The organism is Ruegeria sp. CDSB022 (assembly GCF_059611145.1).
The window spans coordinates 22926-37099 of the sequence record NZ_JBXWOZ010000016.1; the positions used below are offsets into that span (position 1 = coordinate 22926).

At 54.3% G+C, this 14174-nt stretch carries 11 protein-coding genes and 1 pseudogene; 2 read left to right on the forward strand and 10 right to left on the reverse strand.

Features of this window, described 5'->3' with window-relative positions:
• Positions 1-9: 9 nt before the first annotated feature.
• Positions 10-1626, forward strand: coding sequence for an MFS transporter (locus AC2FIZ_RS17690; RefSeq protein WP_281995024.1), 1617 nt, complete (start codon positions 10-12; stop codon positions 1624-1626).
• A 9-nt stretch (positions 1627-1635) separates the two neighbouring features.
• Here the strand turns inward: AC2FIZ_RS17690 and AC2FIZ_RS17695 are convergent, their stop codons facing one another.
• The 7 genes from AC2FIZ_RS17695 to AC2FIZ_RS17725 all read right to left on the reverse strand — a co-directional run bounded on the left by AC2FIZ_RS17695 (position 1636) and on the right by AC2FIZ_RS17725 (position 10797).
• Positions 1636-3210, reverse strand: coding sequence for a trypsin-like peptidase domain-containing protein (locus tag AC2FIZ_RS17695; RefSeq protein WP_281995025.1), 1575 nt, complete (start codon positions 3208-3210; stop codon positions 1636-1638).
• A gap of 317 nt (positions 3211-3527) precedes the next feature.
• The gene (locus AC2FIZ_RS17700) at positions 3528-4652 is read right to left on the reverse strand and encodes an ABC transporter permease (protein WP_281973014.1); all 1125 of its coding nucleotides are present in this window, start codon (positions 4650-4652) and stop codon (positions 3528-3530) included.
• Positions 4653-7349, reverse strand: coding sequence for a ribosome-associated ATPase/putative transporter RbbA (rbbA, locus tag AC2FIZ_RS17705; protein ID WP_282021710.1), 2697 nt, complete (start codon positions 7347-7349; stop codon positions 4653-4655).
• Positions 7346-8341 (reverse strand): HlyD family secretion protein, encoded by a 996-nt coding sequence (locus AC2FIZ_RS17710; RefSeq protein WP_282027162.1) that lies wholly within the window; start codon positions 8339-8341, stop codon positions 7346-7348. Before AC2FIZ_RS17710 ends, rbbA begins: the two co-directional genes overlap by 4 nt.
• A gap of 346 nt (positions 8342-8687) precedes the next feature.
• Complete coding sequence (locus tag AC2FIZ_RS17715; protein ID WP_142636034.1) at positions 8688-9065, reverse strand: nuclear transport factor 2 family protein; 378 nt, start codon at positions 9063-9065, stop codon at positions 8688-8690.
• Between the two features lie 244 nt (positions 9066-9309).
• A complete protein-coding gene (locus AC2FIZ_RS17720; protein ID WP_281973011.1) occupies positions 9310-10095 on the reverse strand; it encodes a formate/nitrite transporter family protein in 786 nt (261 codons plus the stop codon).
• Between the two features lie 255 nt (positions 10096-10350).
• Positions 10351-10797: a universal stress protein gene (locus tag AC2FIZ_RS17725; protein WP_281973010.1), complete on the reverse strand. Its 447-nt coding sequence runs from the start codon at positions 10795-10797 to the stop codon at positions 10351-10353.
• Between the two features lie 882 nt (positions 10798-11679).
• Between AC2FIZ_RS17725 and AC2FIZ_RS17730 the strand changes: the two genes are divergently transcribed.
• Positions 11680-11832 carry a hypothetical protein gene (locus AC2FIZ_RS17730; protein ID WP_185956674.1) on the forward strand — a complete coding sequence of 51 codons (153 nt, stop codon included), beginning with the start codon at positions 11680-11682 and terminating at the stop codon, positions 11830-11832.
• On the opposite strand, the pseudogene AC2FIZ_RS17735 reads toward AC2FIZ_RS17730, so the two are convergent.
• The 3 genes and pseudogenes from AC2FIZ_RS17735 to AC2FIZ_RS17745 form a co-directional block, all read right to left on the reverse strand.
• Positions 11785-12023 (reverse strand): annotated as a pseudogene (locus AC2FIZ_RS17735) (transposase); the annotation flags it as partial. The gene AC2FIZ_RS17730 and the pseudogene AC2FIZ_RS17735 overlap by 48 nt on opposite strands.
• A gap of 593 nt (positions 12024-12616) precedes the next feature.
• The gene (locus tag AC2FIZ_RS17740; RefSeq protein ID WP_496691982.1) at positions 12617-12754 is read right to left on the reverse strand and encodes a hypothetical protein; all 138 of its coding nucleotides are present in this window, start codon (positions 12752-12754) and stop codon (positions 12617-12619) included.
• Between the two features lie 255 nt (positions 12755-13009).
• Positions 13010-14008, reverse strand: a complete 999-nt coding sequence (locus AC2FIZ_RS17745) for a hypothetical protein (protein WP_496791417.1) — start codon at positions 14006-14008, stop codon at positions 13010-13012.
• Positions 14009-14174: the final 166 nt, after the last annotated feature.

The following is a 14174-nucleotide window of genomic DNA, read 5'->3' on the forward strand; positions in this document are numbered from 1 at the left end:
GAATGACATATGAACACTGATCGACCTACACTTGGAAGGCGGCTCTCTGACTGGTGGCACCGGACATTCGTTGATCTGGTCGCGCAATTACAATGGTCCTACATGCCACCGTTAATGGTGTACTTCGCGGCCGGAGTTTCGGGACTGACATCCGTCGTTGGCGCGTTTTTCCTCAAGGACTATCTGAATCTATCTGCTGCTTTCGTGGCGGGCTTGGCATTTTGGGCCGGATTGCCCTGGATTTTGAAAATGCCGCTTGGGCATCTGGTGGATCTGTTCTGGCGTTGGAAATCGCTGCTGATATTGGTTGGCGCGTCTCTTATCACGGCCTCGTTGCTTATCATGTATGGACTTGTGTCCGCGCCTGCCCAGATGGCCGGGGTCATGCTGCCTGAGCATTGGTATGTCGTTGCCTTGATCCTGGCACCTTCTGGTTATGCCATTCAGGACGTCGTGGCAGATGCCATGACGGTCGAAGCGGTACCACAAACCAACCAAGATGGGTTCGCGTTTACGCATGAAGAAGTTCGTGCCCGCCACACTACCATGCAGACCCTGGGCAGGATTGCGATCATTTCCGGGTTTGCGGGAGTCGCAGCGGTTAACATCTGGATTTTTTCGGGTGCGGAGGATCTGGAGAAAAGCGATCGTTTGGTTCTCTACGGTCAGGTCTATCTCGTCGCTCTGGTTGTCCCCTTACTGTCGATCAGCGGAGTGGTTCTTCATGCTCTGATACAGCGTCGCCTCGTTAGTCTTGGGCACCTTCCACACAAACCGGATCAAGCCACCGAAGTAAGGTGGCCAATACTGCTGGGAGGTCTCGCGTTTGTTGTACTCAGCGTTGTGTTGGGAACCGCAAATTTCGCCTTTGCGCAAGAGACTGTTTTTGCGGTTTCGCTCACGGTCATTCTCTATCTCATGTCACGGCTGCTAAGGGAACTGGAGTCGAAACAGGCCAAGGTTCTGATCGGGACGGCGACAATCATTTTCGTTTTTCGCGCGGTCCCGTTGCCTGGTCCGGGATTGACCTGGTTCGAAATCGACGAGCTTGGGTTCGACGAACAGTTTCTGGCAATTCTGGCGCTCCTGACCTCACTACTAGCGCTGCTTGGCCTGATCATCCTCAGACCGTTTATGGCCAGTCGTTCCATCGCGCAGGTGGTGGTACTGCTCACCATTGCCGCCGGAGTGCTGGCCCTGCCTAACCTTGCTTTGTACTACGGAGTGCATGAATGGACGGCCGCGCACACAGGCGGGGTTGTGGATGCAAGATTCATCGCCATACTCGACACAGCCGTCGAGTCACCGCTGGGTCAGATCGCGATGGTCCCGATGCTGGCCTGGATCGCACGTAACGCCCCGACACATCTCAAAGCGACCTTTTTTGCTGTCATGGCGTCTTTCACCAACATGGCATTGTCGGCAAGTAGCTTGGGCACGAAATACCTAAACCAGGTATTTGTCGTGACTCGTGTCGTGACCGAACCCAGAACCGGTTCAGTTGCATCCATCGCTGACTATAGCCACTTGGGGAATTTGCTGATTACCGTGGGCCTGATCTCTGTCATAGTCCCACTGATTATGGTTTTTCTTGTGCAAAATTCACCATATCGGACAGGCGAATGAATACGCGGATCAATCGCTTTCATTGAGAAGTGTCTTGAGGTGCGACACCGGAACGCCAATATTCGAACCACCAAACTCGGGTAAGATCGCGGCGTTGATCGCAACCACCTTACCGTTTCGGTTCAACGCAGGTCCCCCGCTTCCTCCAGTTGTGGTCTCTGCATCATAAACAATGGCGCCAGGACTGGTCTGGGCTACGATTCCCCGGCTGGCCAGGGGGCGGATTTTATTTTGTTCCGAAAGATGGGTGGCAATTGTCCAGAAATCCACGGCGCCTTTATTCTCTAGTGTTTTCAGAAAGCCCGGACCGGCCTGCGCGATAAGAGCCTTCAGGCCGGTTGGATATCCAAGCAGGAAAACTTCCTCTCCCGCTCGCGGTGGCTCATCTGCAAGTAACAGTCCAAGACCCCGAACGCGTGTGGCGTCGATAGAGAGAAGCGCCAGATCTGCGGTTTCGCTTGCTTTATGCAAGACAGCCTTAATTGGTACAGTTTGATCAGGCAAATAGACCAGCAAACTCAGCATCTCGGCCTCCAGCGCTGCGGCCTGAAGGGCTTGCGCACGGTCGCCAGTGGTCCAGGGCAAGGCGACATGACGGTTGGTCACCAACAGAGGCGGGTCCTGTAGAAGAAACCCGGTTCCGGTAAACTGAAACTCAGCAGGCTCGCCCATCGCATCTGGTTCGAGCCACGGTTGTCCAAATGGCGTTTGCAGTTTCTCTCCATCGGGGCCAACCACATGCCGCAGCAATTTCCCGCTTTTGATCTGCCGCAATCCATAGGCGCCCTGGACGAACGCGACGGAACGCGTAGAGGCTGTGATAATCCGCGTTGATGCGCCTGCGCGTTCCTCCAGCGTGCCAAGACGCTGCTCAGTGGACAGCACCTGACTCTCGAAAGCGTCTTTGAGTGCACCCAAATCCTCTGGCGTCAACGAGTCTTCCCGGGTCTGTGCCAGCATAACGGCAACTGCTTCGATCTTACGGGATTCTCGTTCCAGGCTGTCCGCCAGCTTCCTGTCGTTCTGAAACAGTAAATACCCAAATACGGCGATCAGAAGGATTGCGCCAATAACGGTGATCCTGAAGAGAATTGTGGTTTGTGATGTTAGCCGACGCCCACTTTCGCGCAGTGCACCGGAAATTTTTCTTGGAAAGGGTTGACGGCTTGTTCTCGCATATGCGTACGCGTCGCTTAGGATATCCTCGACCGTGCGATGTGCAGGGAATGAGTGGTCGCACACCCTGTAGCGGGACATCGGGCCTTTTTCGCCGAATTCGATCATGTCGCCGTGCCTGAGGTCAGCCGAAGCGACCTTGTGACCGTTGACCCAGATATTCCGATCAGACAACGCGTTTAACGTGTAACCGTCATTTGACCACTGAAGAGTCGCAATGTCTTCGTCATAAGCTGGCACATCTTCTTTCGGTCTCAGCCTCAAGGTACGGTCCGGACTGACCGAGGCCGACACAGCGTTGTCGGCAAGCCAGACTACGGTCCCGCGGGACGGGCCGGTCAAGCTCTCCAGGAATGCACGGACATTACCTGTATCAACTCCTGTGTCGCCTTGGTCCGGTGTCCGCATGGCCCATCTCTGTTTAATAGCGCTATACCCACTCTATCATGGGCAACCTCGAAACTTCCACGTTTGGCAATAAAGCACACATTCAGAGTATGCCCGGGAGCGGTTCTCCGGCGGTTAATTGTTACCGTCGAGTTAATTGCAAATAGGTGATGCTATCAGGAGAGGTCCAATCACCGACCGACCGGCCTTCTGTACATGTTGACCCGATCATGGTGAACGTGCGTGCGCTTCAAATTTGCTTACTTGGATGTGACCTTGATCTTACGCAAGCGGGTGTTCTGTCAGCCGCCTAGTTTGGCTCAGGTGCAAAAACTTATTTATGTCTCTTGTGCAACCGAGCGTCTAAAAAGCAGCAGACTTGTTGCCAGAAGGATCGCGCCCAAGCACGCCATCCATACAAACTCTGCCCAGACCGTCTCGATCCCGGCACCTTTGAAAATGATGGACTGACTGGCTGACATGTAGTGGCGGGATGGGAGGATAGATGTTCCAATCTGAAGCCAGCCGGGCTGCCCTTCGATTGGCGTCTCTCCTCCTGACAGCATCAACATTGGAAGCACCGTCAGCATAACCAAAAGTGCGAATTGAGCCATTGAGCGCGCAATCGTCGCAAGAAACACCCCAAGCGCCGTCGCCGTGAAGAGAAAGAGAGCTGTGCCAATCAAAAACAACACCTTCGATCCCGCGATGCTGATCCCCAGGAAGTCTTGCATAACAAAGGTCAGCGATAGGGCGGTCGCTACCAGAACCACCGCCGCGTTTGCCCAGATCTTGGCGACCGCAATGTCAAATGGGGTAAGCGGCATCGCCAGCAGGTGTTCGATTGTTCCATGCTCGCGCTCACGGATCATGGCAGCACCGGTAAGGATTGTGGTCAGCCACATGATCTGGCCGATCAACGCGACGATACCGGCGAAACGAACAGTGTCGCGATTTGGATTAAATGCGCTGCGCACAATGATATCGATGGGCGGCGGGTATAACAATTCTGCACCGATGGCAAAGCGCCGGATCTCGGCACTCAAGATATTGATGATGTAGTTCGCTCCAATTCCGGCCTGCTCCATCGCTGTCGCATCGATCAAAACCTGAATTTCTGGCGCGCGCCCGGCTCGAACATCTTTCTCGAACCCTGGTGGCACTGCGACTACAAACAGGAAACGCCCTGCATCCATCTTTTCGGCCCCGGTGCCCGGTGCGATCTGGACAACGGGTTGGAATTCAGGCGGAAAAAACGCTGAGGCAAGCGAGCGTGAAAGAGGCGAGCCATCCTCGTCGGCAAATGCAATGGATGCATTGTTGACCGAGTTTGAAACGCCCGTAGCCTCCATTACGGGCGCCAGCGTGAATGACCAGACAAGCAGCGCCATCATCACCCAGTCGCGCCGAAGGCTCATCATTTCTTTCAAACCAAGCCAGAATATGCGGGACAATCGTTGCATTCACTTCTCCTGCGCTCGGAGTAACAGTGCAGCGATCAAGGTTAGCGCGGGCCCGAAACAGGCTAGGGCCAGAAGGTCGGGGGCAAGTGCATCCCAGCTAAGACCTTTGGTGAACGCGCCGACGTTTAGATGCAGGAAATAGGATGAAGGCCAAAGCGATCCAATCGTCTGGGCGCCGCCTTCCAACGTCGAGATCGGTTGTAGCAGCCCGGAGAATTGAATGGTCGGCACCACCGACGCGATAGCGGTGGCAAAAGTTGCGGCCACCTGGCTCGACGTTATGGTCGCAATAAGCAGTCCATAAGATGTGGTTGCCCAAACATATAGGAAAGCACCAATTGCGAGAGGCACCGGATTTCCTTTTAGGGGCACGCCAAAAATAAAGATCGTCATCGCTGCCAAAAGTAGGAAATTGACGAACGCTATCGCGATGTAGGGGATCTGTTTGCCAACCAGAAATTCGAGCCGCGTCGTTGGCGTTGCGTAGAAATTGGTGATCGTGCCCAACTCTTTCTCCCGCGCGACACTAACTGCCATCAAAACGGCCGGCAGCATTATCAACAGGATCGCAGGCATGGCAGGGGCCATTGCAGCGATACTTTCAAAGCTTTGATTGTATCGGAAGCGCGGTTCGATGCGGGCGATTTCGACCGACTGCTCGCCACTTTGGCGGGCCATTACTTCCAGAAACGTACTGTGAAGCCCGGCCACATAGCCCTCTATTGTCTCACCCTTGAACGGTATCGCACCGTCCACAATTGCCAAGACTTCAGTTGGCTCGCCGGCGCGCAGATTGCGACCAAAATCGGGTGGGAGTTCGACAACCAGCGAGATGTCTCCTTTGGCCAACAGCTCGCGGCCGTCTTCAAAACTGGCCAGTGGCGCCGTGGGGTTGAAATAGCGCGAACCAGAAATCTCGGCGATATAGGTACGACTCTCAGGCGTTTGAGACAGGTCGAGTACCGCGAAATCCAGGTCTTCTATGTCCAGAGTGATCCCATAGCAAAAGACCAACATCAGGATCACCGAGCCAAGGAAAGCAAAAGCCAAACGGACGCGATCGCGCAGAACCTCGGTTGTCTCGCGCCGTGCATAGGCCAGTATGCGCCCGATACTTCCGGCAGCGCCCGGGTTGACAGCATCAACCGAAACATTGGGTGCTGCTACCGGCGCGGGCGGCTCGACCGCCTCCAGGACAGCGATGAACGCACTTTCCAGACTGTCCGACTGCGCCGTTGCGATCAACTCATCTGGTGTACCTTCAGCTAATACCCGGCCTGCATGCATGAAAGAAACGCGATCACAGCGCTCCGCTTCGGTCATGAAATGTGTCGAGACGAAAATCGTTACATCATCGTCTCGCGACAGCTCGATTAACAGCGCCCAAAACGAGTCGCGCGCCTCGGGGTCCACGCCCGAGGTTGGTTCATCCAGGATCAACACCCGAGGCCGGTGGATCACGGCGACGGCAAGGGAAAGACGCTGCTTGATACCCAGCGGAAGCGCCGACGCCAGCGTGCCCATATGTGCCTTCAGGCCGAAACGTTCGGCCAATTCATCGATGCGTTCCACACGATCCTTGATCGCAAAGATGCGGGCGTGCAACTGGAGGTTTTGTTGAACGGTCAGCTCGCCATAAAGCGAGAATGCCTGGCTCATATACCCGATCTCGCGGCGCATCCTTAGATCGCGCGCATCCACCGGTCTGCCGAACAGCAGCGCCTCTCCCTCACTTGCTGGCAGAAGACCTGTCAGCATTTTCATGGTGGTTGACTTGCCGCAGCCGTTTGATCCGAGGAAGCCAAAGATTTCGCCTCGGTGGATCGAGAATTCGACGTTGTCGACGGCAGTAAAATCGCCAAAGCGCCGGGTCAACCCACGCGCCGTGATCACCGGGTCTGCACCTTGATGATGCATAGGTACCTTGTTCGACACAAACCGGGGTTCCCCTCGTGCCTGTAGTTGCCTGTAAGATGTTTCAAGATCCCGGGCTTTACCCTTCAGCTTGGCAGGGGGGCCGTGAAATATCACCCGACCGGCATCCATCGCTACGATAAAATCGAATTGTTCGGCTTCCTCCATATAGGCCGTTGAAACCAGAATGGAGAGACCGGGCGTTTCTTCTCGGACCGCGTCTATCAGCGCCCAGAATTGGCGCCGCGACAGGGGATCAATTCCGGTCGTCGGTTCGTCCAGTACCAGAAACTTAGGGTCGTGGATCAGCGCACAACACAGTCCAAGTTTCTGCTTCATTCCGCCCGAAAGTTTGCCCATAAGCCGGTCCGAAAAGGGCGCAAGTCCGGTCGCTGACAGCAAGGCCGCGATCCTGATTTCACGTTCCTGTTGCCCCTGTCCGAAAAGACGTGAAAAGAACTCGAGATTCTCACGCACAGACAGTTCCGCGTATAAGTTGCGGCCCAACCCCTGCGGCATAAATGCGATCGCCGGGCACACGCGGTGACGGTGCGCGCGGTCACCTATCGATCCCCCGAGAACATCAATTTCCCCGGACTGAAGTTGCTTTGCGCCGGTAATCAATCCCAGCAGCGTTGACTTGCCAACCCCGTCCGGCCCGATCAATCCGATAAGCTGGCCAGTTGGCAGAACCAGCGAAAGGTTATCCAACGCAACATGCTGTCGGTACGTGTGTGTGACACCGTTGATGCAGAAACCAGATGAGCCCCCCTCGGCGCTCATTCGAACAGCTCGGGTGGAATTCGTCTATCCAGATCGTCTGGCCACGCGCCATCGGAAGTAAGTCGGATCGCTGCAATGCCGCGAAGGCCGGTCTTCACATGCTCAATCCGCGCCGTAACCAAATCCCTGGGAATGCGAACCCGAACGCGAAAAACCAGCTGCTCCCGTTCGCTCAAAGTTTCTACCTGCTTGGGAGTGAATTGAGCTTCGGGAGAGACGAAGGTTACGGTTGCTGGGATGGCAAATTCCGGCAACGCATCAAGCACGATGCGCGCCTCGGCACCGATGGGCAATAGTCCCGCTTCGCGTGCAGGCAGGAAGACCTCCATATAGACGTTTTCCAAACTGAGTAACGTCAAGATCGGTTCGCCCGCTCCAACGACCTCGCCGGGCTCGGCCAGTCGATACAGAATACGCCCCGGCATGGGAGCGATGAGAGAACCATCCTCTATTTGTGCCGCAATCCGGCGCACCTCGGCCTCTGCGGCGGCAATCTGGCTATCCGCCGTTGCAACCCGGGCCTTGGCCGCGCCCAGCACGGCATCCGCAACCTGAAACGCGGTTTCACGATCCTCAAAGACAGTCATCGAGATATTCTGACCGGCCAGCAACGCCTTGGCCCGGTCAAGCTCCTGCGAAGCGCGACGCTGCTGGCTTTCTCGCTGGATGACCACGGCTTCGGCTTCGGCCTTGGTTTGGCGCGCCAGCGCAACCTCGGCACTGGCACGGTCAAGGGCTGCAGATAATTCATCTGTATCCATTTCAACCAGCAGTTCACCCGAAGCAACCAGGCTGCCCTCTGCTGCCATGACCCGAGCAACGCGCCCGGCAAAGGTTGGAGCGATTTCTACTTGTTCAGCCTCGATCCGCCCATTGCCCTGTACAAACCCAGCCGGCAATTCATCACTGTCTTCTGCGACGAAAAAATAAACAGCTGCACCTGCAAGTAGGAGCGCTATGGCGATCAGAATTGCGCGTACGTTCTTTCTCATGGCCCCGCGCACATTAGTTAATTTTCTATTCTAATTTAGCTCGCTCTCGACGTGATGCCTTGAGTTGGATCAAACAGGTTCTATCTGATGAAAGTCCAAGTGCTTTTCGGGTACGAAATTGAGGCACAGGTCTGGTGGTTGGCCCACATCCATGGCCCAATGAGGCTTTCGGGGTGTGACTCTCTATGACAGCTGCGCCGAATTGGTCGCAATGATGCGCAAGGGCAAGCATCCCGTAGTCGAAATAAATGCCCAGTTGTCCATCTGTCGTGTCAAAGCTTTTACGAGTCACGCTTCCAACGTGTAGATAAGACCAACACTGCGTCAGCGTTGCTGGCTGTCGTTCCTACTTCGGCAACATGAAGAACTCTTCAAGTACAATTTTCCCATCTGCTACCGAATAAACTGCGATCTCGCTCAAGGTCATGTGTTGCCCTGTAGCCTTCTGCGTTACGTTGACCTTATATCGTACACCGAAGCGGTTTGGGGGATGAACATAGGGGCCATCCACGTCGAATTCGACGATTTCATGAGCTGCCAGCCAGTCCTCTCTTTTTCCCTTTATAGCATCCCGGCCCTTGGTGATGCGAAACTGTCGAACCGGAGGTACAACCGCCTCAATAGATTGAGCGTTTTCGGCATACATTTCACCAACGTTTGCAAGACCTCTGCGATCACGCATTGCCTGAACGAATGTTCGTCCAATCTCGACTAATTCTTCCATGATAGCCCCCCAATTTCAGCCTCAACTGTATCACATCGTACCTTTGCCAATCTTGACAGGGATCAATAAAATTAGATGTTCGCGAAGGATTCAGATCAGGATCGAGAGGACGACTTGCACAGTGGAAATGAGCGGCCCAATTTCCGGCGTCGTCTTCAGCCAGTGCGCTATTAGACAACGCCTTCAGAACCAACTGTTTCCGATCATTTCTCTCCGGCGGGTGCTGAAATCGAAGAAACAGATCTTACCGTTTGGGTCCGCCAAGATAAGCAAACCAATAGGCCAAGGCAACTCCTCCCGCCCCGCCGACAATGTTACCCAGAGTGACCCATAGCAGATTGGCCGCCGCTGCGAAAACCGGCACGGTTGCTCCCGCTGCCCAGCCCTGCGGGAAGAAATACATGTTCGCAATCGAATGCTCGAGCCCCAGCAGCACAAATGCAGAGACGGGCCACAAGACCGCTAGAATTTTTCCAGCGACGCTGCGGGCGGCGAAGGACAGCCATACGGCAAGGCAGACCAGCCCGTTGCACAATGCGCCGCGGGCGAAAGCCTCCATCGGTTCCAACCCCGCTTTGGCATCGGCTACCCTTATGGCAGTGCTACCCATCGGCCCCTCAAGCAAGCCGGTCAGGGCGAAGGCCAATGCAAGCCCAACGGCACCCACGAAGTTACCAACGTAGACGATGCCCCAGCTTCGGAACAGCAGCCGCAACGGTATCTTGCGATCGACCGCTGCTATCACCATCAGAACATTGCCGGTGAATAATTCTGCACCACCTGCGATCACCAGGATAAGGCCCAGGGAAAACACTGCTCCTCCCAGAACGCGGATCGGCCCCGAAGCGCTGTCTGCCCCTGTGACCGCCATCGTATAGGCCGCTGCGCCAAACCCTATGAATGCTCCAGCCAGCATCGCAAGAACGAACATGGGTGCTAGTGGCAGCTTTGCCTTTGCGACCCCGGCAGTCTCAACTAACGTTGCAATTTCAGCGGGTTTATGAGCATCGAACAGGGCCGGGGGGTTCATGTGGCGCTCCAGAGTTTGCACGAGTTTACGTAGCAGGTAGTTTAAGCCTGTCTTCTGACCTTGAACTAACGCGCAAATAAAACCGGAAGCCTACCTGTTCCCTCTGAGTTCGGATAGTTCCACCTAACACAGTTTGGCGCGCGGTCATGGCCATAGGTACCCATGAGGTCCACTTCAGCTTCCGCTTTTGCGAGATCTCAACGCAGAACTTTTCGATCCTCATCGTTTAGCGCCGATTGGGGCCAAGTTTGAAATTCAGGCAACGGTTAAAACAGCACAAGTGGCATTCCGACTGATGCCTAGAGAGGTGCTCCCTTGAATTAGGCTACCAATGCTTCCCAATCCACGGCGACCCGTCACAATCAGGTCAGCTTTGCATTGCTCGGCACATGCGATGATCTGGTCGACGGGGTCTCCGCGTTGGGTATGCGTTTGCGAAACCGTCTGATTGTACTCTTCGACAATCTCTCTACCAGCGGAAATAATCTTGTTTGCTGCCTGCTGCACCTCTTCGTCTGAAGGCATTGTCGTGACGGCGTGATAGCCAGCCAATGCGCCCATTGCGAACGCCACGGTTTGGGGCTGAGGTGTATGAACAAGGTGAATTTGGGAGCCATATTTGCTTGAAATATCACAGGCAACGCGCAGAGCTGCTTCTGACGCCTCAGATCCATCCAAGCCAACTACGATCTTTTTGAACATGTTGCACTCCCTCCTTAGTGAGGGGTTAGTATGGGCGAGCTTGAAGTAGTTAACTTTGACTCAAATCAACACTTTTCACTGCAGGTTCGAGCGTAGTCGTCCGTCTATTTCTAGAAGATACACGGTAACTGAACCAATTTTAAAGAATGTTAGGAGCTGCAAACGGGTCATCCCAAAGGGGCAACAGCGCATAATTATTGCGAAAAACCTCGCGCAGACGCTGCATTTTTTCAAAGGGTATCAAGTTAAGACCAATGATAAAGATCAAGGGAAATGGCGAGAAGAATTGCTATTAGGGACGTGCGTTTCAGTTCGTTTGGTAGATTGCCCACGACACGAGATTCAATCTTATTTCTGAGGAAAACAACGATGCCTTCCTCTCCGCCTTGGGTTCGCCCAGTTACGATAGCCGCAATACTCTTTGGTCTCCTTACCATTTTCTCGGGAGGAACAGCCCTGTTTGGGGGTGCTGCTGCCAGAGCTGCAGTCGGAGCTGCAGTTCCATTCGTGCTTTGGTTCAATTTTCTGGCTGGATTTATCTATTTGCTAGGCGCTTTCGCGATCTATAAATCCACAATCTGGGCACAACGAATTGCCTGGTTGCTTGGCTTATCTACACTATTGGTGTTCGTTGTTCTGATACTAGCGGCACTTAGTGGAACGCCTTTTGAATGGCGAACGGTCGGCGCAATGACCATACGTAGTGCGTTCTGGTTAACTGTAGCTTTCGCGCTTTCCAAAACCGCATAAGCCGGCCAATGGGTGCCTCACCCGCGCCCAAATAACTGGCAAGACAGGCACTTTTGATTGGGATCAAGGGCCGAAGCGAGCTGTTTCGACATAGTTGGTGCGTTTTTCGAACCGATTTGCAGGAGGATCGGAATGACTGTGCTGATTGCCTACGGTACCCTAGAAGGCCAAACGGCTAAGATTGCGCATTTTATCAACGATGTGGTCAGAGAAACTAGCTACGAAACGAAGCTGATCAACGCCAGCGGTCACCCCCGCTGTCTGTCTCAGTGGCAGCTTGAATAGCACCTTGGTCGACAGGCAGAATTGGATCGCCGCATTCGAAAAGACCGGCTGTGACAAGGCCGACCTTCGTGCGCCGCGAGCCAGGTCATGTCCTTGTCCAGCCAGACAAGAAGTGACCCGCGCTCCTTAGGCGCAGCATTGTAGTCGGACCAATTCGTGACGCGTTAACGGGCGGAAGATGGCTTACTCATCCACACCGTTTAACCTTATGGATTCGCGTTGTGAATCCCTCGCTGCGAGAGATATGCAACAACGCCCGTGTTCGTGAGAACATAGCGGTCTAACTATCAGAAGGTCATTTAAGATGAGATTGATACTCGCGAGTTTGCTTCCGTTTGTGGTGTTCTTCACGATCCAACGCCCTTTTCAGGGCTTTTTCTGCCTGCTCTGCGTATTCCCAGTGAATTGCCGCGTGAATCCCAATAAAGCTGCCGCCCAATCTTGTTGACAACGTTCATCCAGAACGATGGCCTCCAATCGACGTGCCACAGGCTACTTGGCAGTAAGGCCACACGGCAGACCTTCGCCGCGCTTGCATCAACAAGCCCTACAAACGGCGGCAATAGCACCGGAAGCGGACTTTTAATCCAAGATGCAGTGGTGTGGAGCTTTGGACAGTGGCCATGCGGGACAAAGCCGCCATCGGGAAATAAAATCAAAATGGAAGCATTTCCTTATACGGCGGTCAATGCCCCCTCCCAATTTGTCCACTCATACGCAACAACATTAACCGAACGTGAACAATGTATTCTCAGAGTGTTCAACCGTTATCGTTCATACTTCCTTACTCAGGGCCGATCAATGCGTGCCCGGATGCACTGAAGGGGAACAGCATGATCAATACTGCCAATGAGGGTGCGCCTAGCATTCCTACAGCAATGCAATCCTCGCGCACCGTCTCAGGCGGTGAATTGTCAAGCATCACGAATTCGAGCAACGGTCGCTTCCCTCCTATCGAAAATGCACTGTCTGAACTATTCAACAAAGAGCGGCTAAAAGAGGCGAAACGAGGCGTCTGATCTCTCAACAGAACGTCTGCGTATATCCCAAGTCACGTGGTGTTGTCTGGGATGTAGTGAAACCCGCTCCGGATCGGAGCGGGTTTTTTTATTTGTGATGTTGTTATGCCTGCTGGCTCGGGTCTATTTGACCTGGTGATTGATTGGACAATCAGCAATCAGCTATCAAGACCAAGCAGAGTTTTTACGGCAGCTTCGACCTCATCCGTCACAGGCTTGTTGGCGGCAGCCTCCAACGCTTCACGCTCGGTCTGCGGTTGATTTTCTACAGCCTCAGTCAGCGCATCGACTTCTGCCACAGTATCGTTGTAGTCGACCGCAGCCTGCCGTTCAGCGCCTAGGTCTTCGGCCGTATCGAGGGCTCCCTGAAGTTCGTCATTGGCGTCCTTAAGCTCTGCTTCTATATCCGGATCTGTGCCCCCGGCATCGGCAAGAGCGTCCTCAAGCTCGTTCACGCGATCCTGCTTCTCCTGAACATCTGTCAGAGCCGCATCAAGGTCCTCTTCGATCTCAGAGACCGGGCGGTCCGGCGGGGTCATGCCATCCAGCTGTGCCTGTGTTTCCGCAAGCTCCTCACGCAATTCATCTCCGGCCAGAACCGCGTCACGAAATGCGGCGATGCGGCCTACACGGGAATTAGGAGAGGCGTTCTTGAGAGCATTCTCATTAGCGTTGGCGGCGTTCAGAGCGCCTAGTTCAGATGGGTGCACGCCCAGCAGATCCGCCATCTTGTACCCTTTCGGTTTCGGGGCGGGGCGAATTGCTTTGGTCACCTGATCCACTGGTTGACTTTTGCGTACGGTCTTTACGGCTGCGGTTTTGGCTTTGGTCTTTTTGCCCCCAAACAGGTCTTTCAAGGAAAACTTGTTTTTTCCCGATGACTTAGACTTACCAGCGTTGGAAGATTTCCGGTTAGATTTTCCGGCCGCTTTATCACTATCGCTAATGGACGCACCAGATCCGCCATTACCGTTTCCACCACCATTGCCGTTTCCACCGCCATTGCCATTGCCGCCGCCGTTTCCGTTACCGCCGCCGTTGCCCCCTTTGGCATAAGCAGCATCAGGAAACGCGACAGCTCCGACAATCGCGGTCGAGCCCAGCAGGGCGATGGCAATAGCAGAGGCTTTTAGCAGGTTGATCGGTTTGGTGTTCATAATGGTCCTCGTTCGTCAGGTGCGATTCTCGTCTGTCACGGTAATCAGCGGCGAGCAGACGCAAAAACTGGGTGTCGAAAACAGAGTCCGACACCCCTGATCTAAACCCATCATCGTTGAACCCACGCGTAACTGGCTGTTCACCGTAGGTTCACATAGAAATCGG

What these genes read in the sequence shown, in the direction of transcription:
- AC2FIZ_RS17690 (WP_281995024.1), top strand. Translation starts at nt 10, where the DNA reads ATGAACACTGATCGACCTACACTTGGAAGGCGGCTCTCTGACTGGTGG.
- AC2FIZ_RS17695 (WP_281995025.1), bottom strand. Translation starts at nt 3,210, where the DNA reads ATGCGGACACCGGACCAAGGCGACACAGGAGTTGATACAGGTAATGTC.
- AC2FIZ_RS17700 (WP_281973014.1), bottom strand. Translation starts at nt 4,652, where the DNA reads ATGCAACGATTGTCCCGCATATTCTGGCTTGGTTTGAAAGAAATGATG.
- rbbA (WP_282021710.1), bottom strand. Translation starts at nt 7,349, where the DNA reads ATGAGCGCCGAGGGGGGCTCATCTGGTTTCTGCATCAACGGTGTCACA.
- AC2FIZ_RS17710 (WP_282027162.1), bottom strand. Translation starts at nt 8,341, where the DNA reads ATGAGAAAGAACGTACGCGCAATTCTGATCGCCATAGCGCTCCTACTT.
- AC2FIZ_RS17715 (WP_142636034.1), bottom strand. Translation starts at nt 9,065, where the DNA reads ATGGAAGAATTAGTCGAGATTGGACGAACATTCGTTCAGGCAATGCGT.
- AC2FIZ_RS17720 (WP_281973011.1), bottom strand. Translation starts at nt 10,095, where the DNA reads ATGAACCCCCCGGCCCTGTTCGATGCTCATAAACCCGCTGAAATTGCA.
- AC2FIZ_RS17725 (WP_281973010.1), bottom strand. Translation starts at nt 10,797, where the DNA reads ATGTTCAAAAAGATCGTAGTTGGCTTGGATGGATCTGAGGCGTCAGAA.
- AC2FIZ_RS17730 (WP_185956674.1), top strand. Translation starts at nt 11,680, where the DNA reads ATGACTGTGCTGATTGCCTACGGTACCCTAGAAGGCCAAACGGCTAAG.
- AC2FIZ_RS17740 (WP_496691982.1), bottom strand. Translation starts at nt 12,754, where the DNA reads ATGCTTGACAATTCACCGCCTGAGACGGTGCGCGAGGATTGCATTGCT.
- AC2FIZ_RS17745 (WP_496791417.1), bottom strand. Translation starts at nt 14,008, where the DNA reads ATGAACACCAAACCGATCAACCTGCTAAAAGCCTCTGCTATTGCCATC.